The sequence below is a fragment of the Vibrio sp. 779(2023) genome, from assembly GCF_033344285.1.
GTDB classification, from domain to species: Bacteria; Pseudomonadota; Gammaproteobacteria; order Enterobacterales; family Vibrionaceae; genus Vibrio; species Vibrio alginolyticus.
On sequence record NZ_JAWPOM010000013.1, the window covers coordinates 34432 to 47929 of the forward strand.

12 protein-coding genes are annotated in these 13498 nt (G+C 44.1%); 4 read left to right on the forward strand and 8 right to left on the reverse strand.

What is annotated here, in order from left to right; translation table 11 throughout:
* Nucleotides 1-67 precede the first annotated feature (67 nt).
* The gene (nrdD, locus tag R8O70_RS16355) at nt 68-2188 is read right to left on the reverse strand and encodes an anaerobic ribonucleoside-triphosphate reductase (protein ID WP_005388026.1); all 2121 of its coding nucleotides are present in this window, start codon (nt 2186-2188) and stop codon (nt 68-70) included.
* Nucleotides 2189-2497: 309 nt separating this feature from the next.
* Here nrdD and R8O70_RS16360 point away from each other — a divergent pair, with 309 nt between their 5' ends.
* Entirely contained in the window at nt 2498-3361 is an 864-nt protein-coding gene (locus R8O70_RS16360; protein WP_213903776.1) for an endonuclease/exonuclease/phosphatase family protein, read from the forward strand.
* A 53-nt stretch (nt 3362-3414) separates the two neighbouring features.
* Here the strand turns inward: R8O70_RS16360 and R8O70_RS16365 are convergent, their stop codons facing one another.
* From R8O70_RS16365 to R8O70_RS16375, 3 genes are read right to left on the reverse strand one after another with little or no spacing between them, the layout of a single operon-like run.
* Nucleotides 3415-3855, reverse strand: a complete 441-nt coding sequence (locus R8O70_RS16365) for a YeeE/YedE family protein (RefSeq protein ID WP_239939094.1) — start codon at nt 3853-3855, stop codon at nt 3415-3417.
* 14 nt (nt 3856-3869) lie between these two features.
* Nucleotides 3870-4283 carry a YeeE/YedE family protein gene (locus R8O70_RS16370; RefSeq protein WP_372058356.1) on the reverse strand — a complete coding sequence of 138 codons (414 nt, stop codon included), beginning with the start codon at nt 4281-4283 and terminating at the stop codon, nt 3870-3872.
* 5 nt (nt 4284-4288) lie between these two features.
* Nucleotides 4289-4579, reverse strand: a complete 291-nt coding sequence (locus R8O70_RS16375; RefSeq protein WP_005376206.1) for an ArsR/SmtB family transcription factor — start codon at nt 4577-4579, stop codon at nt 4289-4291.
* A gap of 151 nt (nt 4580-4730) precedes the next feature.
* On the opposite strand from R8O70_RS16375, the gene R8O70_RS16380 reads away from it, so the two are divergent.
* Complete coding sequence (locus R8O70_RS16380; protein WP_318184267.1) at nt 4731-6434, forward strand: FAD-dependent oxidoreductase; 1704 nt, start codon at nt 4731-4733, stop codon at nt 6432-6434.
* Nucleotides 6435-6501: 67 nt separating this feature from the next.
* Here R8O70_RS16380 and R8O70_RS16385 read toward each other — a convergent pair whose 3' ends face one another.
* On the reverse strand, nt 6502-7200 hold the full coding sequence (locus tag R8O70_RS16385) for an aspartate/glutamate racemase family protein (protein ID WP_054575437.1): 699 nt from the start codon (nt 7198-7200) through the stop codon (nt 6502-6504).
* A gap of 118 nt (nt 7201-7318) precedes the next feature.
* Nucleotides 7319-8137: a PhzF family phenazine biosynthesis protein gene (locus R8O70_RS16390; RefSeq protein WP_054575436.1), complete on the reverse strand. Its 819-nt coding sequence runs from the start codon at nt 8135-8137 to the stop codon at nt 7319-7321.
* A 146-nt stretch (nt 8138-8283) separates the two neighbouring features.
* Here R8O70_RS16390 and R8O70_RS16395 point away from each other — a divergent pair, with 146 nt between their 5' ends.
* Nucleotides 8284-8733 (forward strand): YkgB family protein, encoded by a 450-nt coding sequence (locus R8O70_RS16395; protein ID WP_005376100.1) that lies wholly within the window; start codon nt 8284-8286, stop codon nt 8731-8733.
* Between the two features lie 198 nt (nt 8734-8931).
* On the opposite strand, the gene R8O70_RS16400 is transcribed toward R8O70_RS16395, so the two are convergent.
* Together R8O70_RS16400 and R8O70_RS16405 are read right to left on the reverse strand one after the other, a co-directional pair.
* Nucleotides 8932-9408 carry a DM13 domain-containing protein gene (locus R8O70_RS16400; RefSeq protein WP_054575435.1) on the reverse strand — a complete coding sequence of 159 codons (477 nt, stop codon included), beginning with the start codon at nt 9406-9408 and terminating at the stop codon, nt 8932-8934.
* Between the two features lie 195 nt (nt 9409-9603).
* Entirely contained in the window at nt 9604-11928 is a 2325-nt protein-coding gene (locus tag R8O70_RS16405) for an FdhF/YdeP family oxidoreductase (protein ID WP_206957543.1), read from the reverse strand.
* Nucleotides 11929-12594: 666 nt separating this feature from the next.
* Between R8O70_RS16405 and R8O70_RS16410 the strand changes: the two genes are divergently transcribed.
* The gene (locus R8O70_RS16410; RefSeq protein WP_005460961.1) at nt 12595-13479 is read left to right on the forward strand and encodes a LysR family transcriptional regulator; all 885 of its coding nucleotides are present in this window, start codon (nt 12595-12597) and stop codon (nt 13477-13479) included.
* Nucleotides 13480-13498 lie beyond the last annotated feature (19 nt).

Below are 13498 nucleotides of genomic sequence, written 5' to 3' on the forward strand. Positions count from 1 at the left end.
ATCGCGAAAGAGAAAATCAACCTGTTTAAAGTTGATTTTCAAAGTGTAAAACGAGTGGTAGTTAACCTTACAGGTGTTTAACTCGGCGCTTCACTTCTTCTTGCTTACCGAAGTTAAACGGGCGTGCATCTGGGCTGCCTAGGTAGCCACAAACACGACGTGTCACTGACACTTTGGTTGAATCATGGTTGCCACAGCTTGGGCAAGTGAAGCCTTTACTTGTACAGTCAAACTCACCGTTGTAACCACACTCGTAACACTCATCAATTGGCGTGTTAGTTCCGTAGTAAGGCACTCGGGTGTAACTGTAGTCCCATACGTTTTCTAGTGCTTCAACGTTACGTTGCATGTTCGGGAACTCGCCGTAACAGATAAAGCCGCCGCTTGAGATTTCTGGGTAAGGCATCTCAAAGTCGATCTTGTCGTATGGGTTCACCTTCTTCTCAACATCTAGGTGGAAGCTGTTGGTGTAGTAACCTTTGTCTGTTACGCCTTCAATTACGCCGAACTCTTTCGCATCGATGCGGCAGAAACGGCTACATAGGTTTTCACTTGGCGTTGCATATAAGCTGAAACCATAACCTGTTTCGTCAGCCCATTGATTCACAGCATCTTTTAGATGCTTGATGATCGCGACCGCTTTTTCACGCAAAACAGCGTCATCATAAACGTGCGCTTCTGTACCGAATAGCGCGTTAATTGTCTCGTGTACACCGATGTAACCAAGAGAAATAGACGCACGACCGTTCTTGAAGATATCTGCGATTGAGTCGTCTGCTTTCAAGCGAACACCACATGCGCCTTCCATGTATAGGATTGGGGCCACACGTGCTTTCACGTTTTCAAGGCGAGAGATACGTGTCTCTAGTGCTTTACGAGCAAGACGTAGGCGGTCATTTAGAAGCTCGTAGAATTTCTCTTCGCTTCCGTTTGCACGGATAGCGATACGAGGAAGGTTCAAGCTCACGACGCCAAGGTTGTTACGACCTTCGTGAATCAGCTCACCGTTTTCTTCGTAAGTACCAAGGAAGCTACGGCAACCCATTGGGGTTTTGAATGAACCCGTTACTTCCACTACTTTGTCGTAGTTAAGAATGTCTGGGTACATACGCTTAGACGCACACTCAAGCGCAAGTTGCTTGATGTCGTAGTTTGGATCTTCTGATTTGTGGTTCAAGCCATCTTTGATGCCGAATACCAGTTTAGGGAATACCGCTGTTTTACGGTTCTTACCTAGACCTGCAATTCGGTTCTTCAGAATCGATTTCTGGATAAGGCGTGATGCCCAGCTAGTACCAAGACCAAAACCAAACGTAACGAATGGTGTTTGACCGTTCGCCGTGTGTAGCGTGTTTACTTCGTATTCTAGAGATTGGAACGCGTCGTAACACTCTTTCTCTGTGCGTGCTTTTGCGAACTCTTCTGGCTCAGCAATGTTCCACTCTTTTGCGATCTCTAGGTGTTTCTCGTAGCTTGTGATTACGTACGGCTCTAGAACTTCATCAATACGGTTGATGGTTGTACCGCCGTAAATGTGGCTCGCGACTTGAGCAATGATTTGTGCTGTTACCGCTGTTGCAGTCGAAATTGATTTTGGCGTATCAATCTCAGCGTTACCCATTTTAAAACCATGCGTCAGCATGCCTTTAAGATCGATAAGCATACAGTTAAACATTGGGAAGAACGGTGCGTAGTCTAAATCGTGGTAGTGAATGTCACCCACTTCGTGCGCTTGAACCACATCGCGAGGAAGGATGTGCGTCTTCGCGTAGTGTTTCGCTACGATACCAGCCAACAAGTCACGTTGAGTCGGAATTACTTTGCCGTCTTTGTTCGCGTTCTCGTTGATTAGATCCAGATTACTTTCTTCAATCAAACCTTCGATTTCGCGAGTTAGTGCACTTTGCTTCTCACGAGCGATGTCGCGATCGTGGCGATATTCAATGTAAGAACGCGCTAGGGCTTTGTAAGGACCTTGCATGAGTTCATTTTCGACTAAGTCTTGAATCTCATGGATGTGAACTTCATCGTGTTCTCTTAACTGTAACTCGACAGCAAGAGCCACATTAAGAGCATAAATAGCGACATCCTTATCTTTGTTTTCCGCTGCTGCTTCAACTGCTGCTTGGATACGATCCCTGTTGAACGGAGCTCTTGATCCGTCGCGTTTGATTACGATTGGTTTCACTTTGTTCTCCTTACCCGAGTATACTCACAGAGTTATCCACAAACACACTATATGGGGTTATTTTTTATTCTGGCAACACAATATATTGTGGCGTATTTAACGAGAAGCACCACTCGAAAACATTGATTTTGATCAATAAAGATTGGCTAGCGAACAAGAAGAAATCGATCTTATTGGCGTTGATCTCAGTTGCGAAGAAAACCATGAAAATTGCAAAATTGGTACTAAATCTACTTGCTATTTTTGGAGGTCTTGTAGGATAAAGGATGGAAAGGAATACGCTAAAAGATAGGAGTGCAACAGGCCAAAATGCGATCACTTTTTGTTACGTTAATATTACTTTTTAGTTCTCTTTCATTTGCTCAAAACTCCATCAATCTAACCAGTTGGAACATAGAATGGTTATCTATAGATGGTGGAAAAGTGTCGAGAACACCACAAGATTTTGAAAAGCTGACCCACTATGTGGATAAAACACAAGCCGACATTTTTGCTTTTCAAGAAGTCGAAAGTGCTGCTGCCATCCAAAAAGCCGTTGGCAATGACTTCACTATTTATCTTTCCGATCGTTCAAACGCCTCCAACCGACACCTTCAGTTTAACGACACCAACCAATACACAGGCTTTGCCGTGCGCAATGGCGTAAGCGTATTAGACAAGCCAGACTTCTCTATCACACGAGGCAACAGCAAGCTTCGCTTCGCGAGCTACCTTGTTTTAAATCCAAACCAAGAAAACGAGACTCACCTACTCTCTGTACATCTGAAAGCGGGTTGCAGTGGCGCGTATCGTAATAACCGCGATTGTAAGATAGTGAAACAACAAGGACAGGCACTAGCTAAGTGGATAAAGGCGCGCGAGGACAACAAACAACATTATGTCGTGCTTGGCGACTTTAACCACAACTTGGGTTATCAAGGAGATTGGTTATGGGACGTGATATCGGACAATACTAGTGCAAAGCTAGTGACTAAAGACACTAAAGCGGAATGTAAAGTGCGTTCTAATCGTAATCCGAATAAAACCCACCAATTCCGCTCGGTGATAGACCACATTATTGTGAGTGGTGATTTAAAGGCGTCGTCTGGTGTTCAAACCGTTTTCAAAACACAAGATGTACTCGACTATAAACTGAGTGACCATTGCCCGGTTTCTACGACACTCACTTTTTAGCGTTTAAGTTCTCTGTTAACGTTGAGATACTCTTTTTTGCGTTGAAGAACTCTTTAGCCACGAACCATTCTTTTAGCGGTGAATGACCCAACCAACATTGCCGCTATAAAGAGCAGAACTTGTGTGTTGCCAGTAAAAAGGCTGGCAACCGCAGGACCAGGACACACACCCAGTAAGCCCCAACCAATACCAAACAGTGCTGCACCACCGACTAACTTTTTGTCTATCGTTTTAGAAGTCGGACAGACAATCTCATCACCAAACACAGATTCGCTTCTTGGCTTTATTAATAAAAGATAAGCTGGAACGAACACCGCAAGTGCTCCGCCCATTACAAAGGCTAAGCTTGGGTCCCATGAACCGGTAATATCAAGAAAGCCGATCACTTTTGCCGGATCTGCCATACCAGAGACCACCATACCAATACCAAAGAGCACACCAGAAAATGCAACAACGGACATTTGCTTAATACTTTTCATTACGTGAGTTTTCATAACGACACTATTCCTCACGATACTAGCAAGACGGTTAACATGGCTGTGGCCATAAAAGTACACGTCGCGACCACAGAACGGATTGAGAAACGCCCTATCCCACAAATGCCATGACCACTAGTACAACCATTGCCGATACGCGTACCGACACCGACTAACAAGCCAGCAACGATAACTAAAACAACAGAACCGCTGTACTGTTCTGGTACATGCCCGCCAAGAACATAAACAGCAAACACGCCACCTAATACCATCGCAATTAAAAAAACAATGCGCCAAACGCGATCTGCGTTCTCAACGGCACCGTTTAAGATCCCACTGATCCCAGCAGTCTTGCCAGTAAATAGCATCAGTGTTATCGCTGATACGCCAACTATTATGCCGCCCAAAAGCGACATCCAAGGAACTTCAAACATAGCAACCGCCAAACTAATTACTTACAGAAAACTTGCTTAAATGCCTCAACCAGCGGACCAACTCTTTCATCAGAAATTGAATAAAATACCTGCTGAGAAACCTTCCTAGCTTTAATGATGTCGTGCTTTCTCAATACGGTTAGATGTTGTGAAAAAGCAGATTGGCTTAATGATGAACCTTCAAACAGTTCACCGACCCCTTTCTCGCCTTCAATCAGCTTACACATCACGATTAGGCGCTCTGGATGAGCCATAATTTTAAGTAGCTCACTCGCTTCGGTCGCACTTTGTAGCATACTGTCGCCCATTCTTATGCCTCTTCATTACTACATTACATTTTATTAGATATTACTAATTAATATTATTAAGTCAATGCTAATGTAGATTAAATAATATTAGACTCAGCTAATTTATTTAAGTAAGGTGTAGGCGTTTTCGATCATTCAGCAGGAGAAATCCATGAGCAAAATCGTGATTATTGGTGGGGTTGCTGGCGGTGCATCTGCAGCAGCTCGCGCTCGTCGTCTTAGTGAAGACGCAGAAATCATTATGTTTGAACGCGGTCCATTTGTGTCATTTGCAAACTGTGGCTTACCCTATCACATTGGTGGCGATATCCAAGAGCGCAGCAAACTGCTTCTTCAAACGCCTGAGAGCTTTCTAGCGCGTTTCAATGTTGATGTCCGTGTGATGAACGAAGTGGTTTCTATTAACCGTCAAGACAAAACGGTTACGGTTAACAATTTGCTTGATGGCTCTGAATACCAAGAGAGCTACGACTTTCTTCTACTCAGCCCTGGCGCAGGTCCAGTTGTGCCAGCTATTCCGGGTATTGATAACCCGTTAACGCACTCGCTGCGCAATATTCCAGATATGGATCGCATCATTAAAACGATCGAAACCAACAAAGTTGAACACGCTACGGTCGTTGGTGGTGGTTTTATCGGTTTGGAAATGATGGAAGCCTTCCACCAGCTAGGCATAAAAACCACATTAGTCGAAATGGCGGATCAAGTGATGACGCCCGTTGACCGTGAAATGGCTGGCTTCGCACATGCTGAAATTCGTGAGAAAGGCATCGACCTTAAACTTGGCGTCGCACTTGAGTCGGTGAAATTCGTACCTAACGAGCACGTGGCAAGTTTCGACTCTGGTGAAAGCGAAAAACACCAACATCTAGAAGGTGAATTGGAATTAACACTAAACAATGGTGAAAGACTCACCACCGATATTTTGATTATGGCAATTGGTGTTCGCCCCGAGACCAAATTAGCAAAAGAAGCTGGCTTAGAAATCGGCGCTCTTGGTGGTATTTATACCAATGAATACATGCAAACCAGCGATCCTTCGATCTACGCTGTCGGCGACGCGGTAGAAGAGAAAGACTTTGTGACTGGCGAGCAAACTCTAGTGCCACTTGCGGGCCCGGCAAACCGTCAAGGCCGAATGGCAGCAGACAACATGCTTGGCCGCCAAGAAACTTACCAAGGTACGCAAGGCACGGCGATCTGTAAGATTTTTGATTTAGCCGTCGCTTCTACTGGTAAAAACGAGAAACACCTGAAACGTGAAAACATCGCTTATGAAAAAGTGTATGTGCATACAGCAAGTCACGCGAGTTACTACCCAGGTGCAGAAACCGTGTCATTCAAAATGCTGTTTGATCCAGTAACAGGTAAAATATTAGGTGCGCAAGCAGTAGGTAAAGACGGTGTTGATAAACGTATCGACGTAATGGCAGTTGCTCAGCGTGCTGGTATGACGGTAGAGCAACTGCAACACCTCGAGCTAACTTACGCGCCACCTTATGGCTCTGCTAAAGATGTAATTAACCAAGCGGCGTTTGTGGCAAATAACATCATCAAAGGCGATGCGACCGCGATTCATTATGATGAAATGGATTCACTGACAGAAGACCAACTGTTACTTGATGTTCGTAATCCTGGTGAATTGGAGTCCGTTGGTTATCTTGAAGGTGCAATTAATATTCCTGTCGATCAACTACGTCGTCGCATGCACGAACTTCCTAAAGACAAAGAGATCGTGATTTACTGTCAAGTTGGGTTACGCGGTAACGTAGCATACCGTCAGCTGGTCAACAATGGTTACAAAGCCCGCAACTTGATTGGTGGATACAGAACACTCAAATTTGCTCGCTTATAACTTGATAATAAAAAAGAGAAAACCTTGTGCTTGGTTTTCTCTTTTTTTGCAGGAAAGAAAGCGTAGATCATTCACCTTCAATTGCCAAACGGACTGCTGCTTGAGCATGGATAGAAGTGGTATCGAGTAGTGTAACATCGGTGTGACTTTGGTTTACAAGTAAGGCAATTTCAGTGCACCCGAGAATCACAGCTTCAGCTCCCTGCTCTTTTAGTTTTTCAATAATTTGCAAGTATATCGTCCTTGACTCCTCTTTGATTTCACCTTGGCATAACTCTTTATAAATAATGTTATGTACTTTAGAGCGGTCGTCTTGATCGGGAATGATGACATCAAGCCCATAACGGTCGGAAAGCCTTCCTTTATAAAAGTCTTGCTCCATTGTGAATTGAGTACCAAGGAGTCCGACCTTTTGAACCCCTTTCTCACGAAGTAACTCAGCAGTCGCGTCTGCGATATGTAGTATGGGGATATTAATACTGGCTTCAATTTGAGGCGCAACTTTGTGCATTGTGTTAGTACAAATAAGAATAAAGTCAGCGCCCCCTTTTTCTATTGAAGATGCAGCATCAGATAGAATGCTTGCCGTTTCTTCCCATTTACCTTGATGTTGAAGTTTCTCTATCTCCGAAAAATTCACGCTATACATACAAATTTTTGCGGAATTTAGGCCGCCTAACGCCTCTTTGACTCCTTCGTTGATCAATTTGTAATAGCTAAGCGTCGACTCCCAGCTCATACCACCTAGAAGGCCGATAGTTTTCATATAACTCTCCAATCGTTATACACCACCGTGTCAGGGGGGTTACAAACAAAATTAACCACTTAAATAAGAAGCATTCAAGCGTATTCACTATTGAGCATTGGGTAACACGAAAATAAAATCATTCCCACAGGGACCGCTGCGCGATTCTCATATATCCTCGCAATATCGTTACCGCACTTCCAGAAAGTTTAACGTGCTCAGTGCTTAACAACTCTGTATGAACGACCCCACTTCTCTTGGAGGCTTGGAAGCCTTTCAGTTGCTTTTTGTTGAGCTCTTTAGCCCAGTAAACACATAAAGCGCAATGTGCAGAGCCTGTAACTGGGTCCTCATTAACACCTACCCAAGGCGCGAAGTATCGAGAGACAAAATCGGCGTCAGTGCTTGATTGAGCAGTGATGACGACGCCACGGCCTTTTTGTTTAAGCAGCGCACCAAAATCAGGGTTGAGCTGTTCAAGCACAAATTCATCATTAATGACGACCAACTGCTTATTATCAAAATGACCGTAGGCGACTACATTGGCGGCATCTAGCCCCAAACCATGAAGTAAGTCTTTGTTAATACTAGCTCGCATATCTAAAGTTGGAGCAGGAAACACCAAATGAATTTCTTCATGATCGAGTTGTGCAGTTAAAACCCCAGATAGCGTAACGAACTCAATCGTATCTCCAGTATTATATAACCCCTGCTCTTTCAGAACGTGCGCCGTTGCAAGTGTGCCGTGTCCACACAAAGCAACTTCCGTTCTCGGTGTAAACCAACGAAGTTGCATTGTACTGAGTGACAGAAATGCCGTTTCAGATAACGACATCTCGGCCGCGATGGCCAACATCGTTTCCTCATCAAGGCTTGACTCTGTGATACAAACACCCGCGGGATTACCTTTGAAAACCTCTGATGTAAACGAGTCAACCTGAAAAATTTTAACTTCCACGAAATATCCTTAAGTTCTATCAAACACGTAATTCTGTATCACGTGATTTTTAATATCTGTTGTTTGAGCGAAAAAACCTATGAAATTTTCTACCAACCTTATAGGTCTTGTTGGAAGCGCTAACAAACAGGAGAATGTAGTTAATTATGCAAAACGTAAAAAGCCATCATCAATGTGACTCAATTGGATATCTTATCGGAGTTTTCGGCGTTTCTTTAGTTCTAATATGGATTGGTATTTATAAATTCACACCTACAGAGGCCAAGCTTATACAACCGCTCGTTGAAAATCATTTTCTGATGAGTTGGTTGTATGATGTGATGTCAGTTCAAGCCGTATCAAACATCATTGGCGCAACAGAAATCATTGTCGCTATTGGATTAATCGTTGGCCTTAAAAACACACGAGTCGCTTATTTTTCTGGCATAGCCGCCGCAATTATTTTTCTTGCGACACTCAGCTTTCTAATTACGACACCGAATACATGGAAAGTGTCTGATGGGGTTTTGGTGACAAACTTCTTTTTAGTAAAAGATATTCTATTTTTAGCCATTGCGATTAGCGTCATCGAACGAAACAAGCCAAACAGAGAATAACTCTAAATAGTTCGAAATCTTGTTTTTCCAGAACGTAGCCTGAAAGGTGCAAACGACTTACAAGTCGAATGGTTCTGTCAATAACTCTAAACAAAGGCTCTTAAATTTAGAGTGTTTAAGAGTCTTTGCCTCTTAATTATGCGAAACAACATCCTAGCGTAAAGTGAAAAGAAAAGCCTTTCACTCTACTGCTAAGGTTTATTGATACTTTGCCGAAGTAATGAACTCACCGAATGTCTCGCACCATACAACAACCGTATTGTATTCAGAAATTGAAGTGCTTTGAGGAACCTCAACAACGAAGTTATCGAACGTTTTGACATCACCAATTAAGCTCATCTCAGATTTAAGGTCATTAAACGCTTGTTCCGTTTCGACAAACTTAGGAGATAGATAGAGTTTATAGTCTGGTCCGGGAGCGAGTTTTCCTACCAACGTAATGACTTCAGAACTCAAATGAATCTCTCCCTCTCCCCAATGAAAAGCATCGCTACCTTTGAGTTCCCTCTTAAACACTGCGCTGTATTCTGCGCCTTGCTTACTCTTAGCAACTTGCTCATCGGTCGGCGCAGGTGGTGCAATAAGGATCGGTAAAGTATAGATACCTATCGCAATGCCAATAGAAACTGACACTAAGTGACTGATTGTTAATTTAATTATATTTTTCAAGGTCATAAGCATCTTCTTATTAGTTTTACTACTTGAATTTAGATTCAAATCGGCCTTATCTGTCTATTATCGAGCAGCATAATGTCATTAACATTATACACAAGCTATGCGCACTAAATGCAGACTGAGCGCAATTAAAAACGGCTGATAATTAATATCAGCCGTTTGCTTATCGGAAATGTCGTTGTGCCGGTTTGGTCACTATTCCGCTTCCACCAAAGCGATCTTATCGGATGTCGATTTTTCCAATTTGATCGCAATAAACTTAGAGGTTGGCGTAAACGTTCTATCCCCATAACTGTCCAAAGGAACTAATGGGTTTGTTTCTGGATAGTAAGCCGCCGCCTGACCTGCTGGCACATCATAGGCAACAAGCGTAAATCCGCTCACACGGCGCTCAACGCCATCTTCCCACAATGACACCATGTCCACTTTGTCGCCCGGTTCAAAACCGAGTTTACGAATATCCGCTTCATTGATAAACAGCACTTCGCGCATACCAAATACTCCACGATAACGGTCATTCAAGCCGTAAAGTGTCGTATTGTATTGGTCGTGTGAGCGCATGGTTTGCAAGATCAAATCTGGCTTTTGGCCTTTTTCGAGTATCGCTTCGCTGATCAACTGCTTCGGCAACTCGCTAGAGCTGAACTGTGCTTTGCCGCTTGGTGTATTCCATCGACGCTCGGCAGCTGGGTTTACCAAGTGGAATCCACCTGGGTGTTTAAGCTTATGGTTAAAGTCGGTAAAGCCCGGAATCGTGTCGGCAATCAAATCGCGAATACGGTCGTAATCTTCAATTGCCCACAACCAATCAATTGGTTTTGCCCCGAGTGTCGCATTGGCAATACCAGCAATAATCGCTGGCTCTGAACGCAAATGCTCCGAACGCGGTTTTAGCTGACCAAATGAGATATGCACCATGCTGAAAGTATCTTCAACCGTCACACCTTGTGGGCCCGTCGCTTGCTGATCAATCTCGGTACGGCCTAAGCACGGAAGAATAAGCGCATCTTTACCTGTGACAAGGTGAGAACGATTTAACTTCGTCGAAATGTGTACGGTTAAATTACAGTTTCGCATCGCGTTGTGCGTACGTTCTGTGTCTGGCGTTGCTTGTGCAAAGTTACCGCCCAAACCGATAAATACTTTCGCTTGCCCTTCTTCCATCGCTTTAATGGCTTGCACAGTGTTGTGGCCTTCACCACGCGGGACGTCAAAGTTAAATCGACTTTCAATGCGATCCAACAACAGATCTGAAGGTTTTTCATCAATGCCCATCGTACGGTCGCCCTGAACGTTACTGTGACCACGCACTGGTGAAAGCCCCGCTCCCGGCTTACCAACGTTACCTCGTAACATTTGCACGTTTGCGACTTCTTTAATGGTTGGCACAGAGTGACGATGCTGAGTCAACCCCATCGCCCAACACATGATCACACGTTCTGCACGTCGATACATGCTCGCCACCATCTCGATTTCACTTAAATCAAGACCCGATTGTTCCGCGATGTGTTCCCAAGAGGTTGCATCCACTTCAGCCAAATACTTATCAATACCTATCGTGTGTTGTTTGATGAATTCGCGGTCAAATACCGCTTTGCCACCGTTTTGCAATGCCTCGCGCTCCCATTGCAACAAGAATTTCGCGATGCCACGAAACACTGCCATGTCTCCACCTAAAGCAGGACGCAGGTACGCCGTGTTTGTAGGCTCTGAGCCGTTACTCAACATCTCAATCGGCATTTGTGGGTTTTGGAAACGCTCTAATCCGCGCTCTTTGAGCGGGTTTAGACAGATAACCTGTGCACCACGTTTTACCGCTTCGCGCAGAGGTTCAAGCATTCGTGGGTGGTTCGTGCCCGGGTTTTGACCAATCACGAAAATCGCATCAGCTTCTTCAAAATCATCAAAGATCACTGTGCCTTTACCAACGCCAATGGTGTCTTTCATCCCTATTGCACTGGCTTCGTGACACATGTTGGAACAATCTGGAAAGTTATTGGTACCGAATGCGCGCACAAATAGCTGATACAAAAACGCCGCTTCGTTGCTTGCACGACCAGAGGTATAAAACTCAGCTTGGTGTGGTGAATCCAATTGATTGAGATGTTTCGCGACAAGTGCAAAAGCCTCATCCCAAGAGACTGGCACATAGTGATCGGATTCAGCATCGTATCGCATTGGGTGCGTGATACGGCCTTGGTATTCCAACCAGTAATCGGTTTGCGTTGAGAGAGATGAAACGCTGTGATTGGCAAAAAACTCAGGGTCAACCAGACGATTGGTCGCCTCCCAGTTTACCGCTTTCGCGCCATTCTCACAGAAATTGACTTTACCACTATCTGGCGACTCACCCCATGCACATCCCGGACAGTCGAAACCGCCATTTTGGTTGGTTTTGAGCATAGTGCGAATGTTTTTAACTGCATTTTCACTGCCCCACCAACTTCTGGTTACGGCTTTCAGTGCACCCCAACCACCAGCTGGACCTTTGTATGCTTTTATTTGTTCTTTTTGGCTCACGACTTTACTCCTCGCAGATATACCAGCAAGCAGGGTGCCCGTGAAAACAAGCGCGTTATTTATTGAGATAATGCGGAAGTATTGAAGGGCTTAGTTTCTAATCCATGTATTTTTTAATCCAAATAAGTAACCACTCAACATGCTCTCGCTTGTCCGAGCGTTTACTTATCTAGATTCTTGATATCGGATACCCGCCTACTGTTTCTAAGACTGGTAGATTCAATTCGCATTGTTGCGTCTTGATCTAAATCAAAGATTAAGTCGTTATTCAATATGCGTCCAATTGATAATCCTGACCGAGTGATAAACAAAATCTATGACGAATTTTTCCACTGACGGTCATCACATTTTTAATCAATACAATTTATGAGGTTAATCGTTTTCCCATCCGATTCCACCTAGTTCGCTTAACAAACTCAATAAAATCGGCACTCTTGATAATAGATAATATCTATCACACTATAGATACTTTAAATTTGACCCTAATTAATATCAGGAATAGCCTTGATTCAGATCAATTTTTAGTGTGGTTTTATTCTTGACTTGGTTTTGGTTTTCCATTCCCCAGTTAAAACGCTCCAGCGCTTAAAAAGTACGGTAGTACTGTGCCCTTTTTAGGGAGTTCCCCCGTACATGTGACTCACAACGCAAGGTTAACAAGCCATTATGGATATCAAACAACTTAAATATCTCATCGCACTTGAACAGACCAAACACTTTGGTCAAGCCGCCGCATTGTGCCACATTACGCAGCCTACCTTGTCCATGAGGATCCGAAGCTTAGAGGAAGAACTCGATCTCGAATTAATCCAAAGAAGTCAACGATTTGAAGGATTTACTGAAGCCGGAGAACGCATTTTGGCTTGGGCAAAAACCGTCTTAGCAGCTCATGATGGATTGCAAGCCGAAGCCGCCAACTGCCGTGGTCAATTGGTCGGCTCTCTTCGGCTTGGAATGGTGCCACTCGCCAGCCAAAACCCTATGCAATTGCTCAAACCATTAGCTCAACAGTTCCCTGAGTTACGCTTTCAAATACTCTCCATGACGACCGAACAGATCATAGACCAACTCAATCGAAATCAACTTGATTTGGGGATGTGTTATGTCGATCAAGTTAACACCGCTTACTTCGATGTTATCGAGCTCGACTCGACCAAACTTGGCGTTTTATTCGATGAGCGTCATTTTGATTTTGCCGAATCTGAAGTGTTATGGGAGTCACTCAATAACATTCCGCTAGGGCTGCTTTCGAAGGGCATGCACTATCGCCACTCCATTGATCTTAGCTTTGTGAGTAAAGGGCTGGTTCCGCAAACCGTCATTGAAAGTAACTCCACCTTTCACTTGATCCAAGCAGTAACCAGTGGCCTTTGTTGCGCCATTATGCCGCTGAATTGTGGATTGGAAGAGTTGAACGATACGCTTCGCATTATCCCTATCGAAGAAGCCGCCGTTCACGCCCCGCTAGGTTTGTTAAAGCGAAAACAAGAACCCTTCTCCGCGCTAACCGATCAGTGCTTCGCAGAAGCAAAAAACATATTCAATCGATAACAAGAATCCACACGTCAAT

Coding starts and splice junctions, on each gene's coding strand:
- R8O70_RS16360 (WP_213903776.1), top strand. CDS start 2,498: ATGCGATCACTTTTTGTTACGTTAATATTACTTTTTAGTTCTCTTTCA.
- R8O70_RS16380 (WP_318184267.1), top strand. CDS start 4,731: ATGAGCAAAATCGTGATTATTGGTGGGGTTGCTGGCGGTGCATCTGCA.
- R8O70_RS16400 (WP_054575435.1), bottom strand. CDS start 9,408: ATGACCTTGAAAAATATAATTAAATTAACAATCAGTCACTTAGTGTCA.
- R8O70_RS16410 (WP_005460961.1), top strand. CDS start 12,595: ATGGATATCAAACAACTTAAATATCTCATCGCACTTGAACAGACCAAA.
- R8O70_RS16375 (WP_005376206.1), bottom strand. CDS start 4,579: ATGGGCGACAGTATGCTACAAAGTGCGACCGAAGCGAGTGAGCTACTT.
- R8O70_RS16365 (WP_239939094.1), bottom strand. CDS start 3,855: ATGAAAACTCACGTAATGAAAAGTATTAAGCAAATGTCCGTTGTTGCA.
- R8O70_RS16395 (WP_005376100.1), top strand. CDS start 8,284: ATGCAAAACGTAAAAAGCCATCATCAATGTGACTCAATTGGATATCTT.
- R8O70_RS16385 (WP_054575437.1), bottom strand. CDS start 7,200: ATGAAAACTATCGGCCTTCTAGGTGGTATGAGCTGGGAGTCGACGCTT.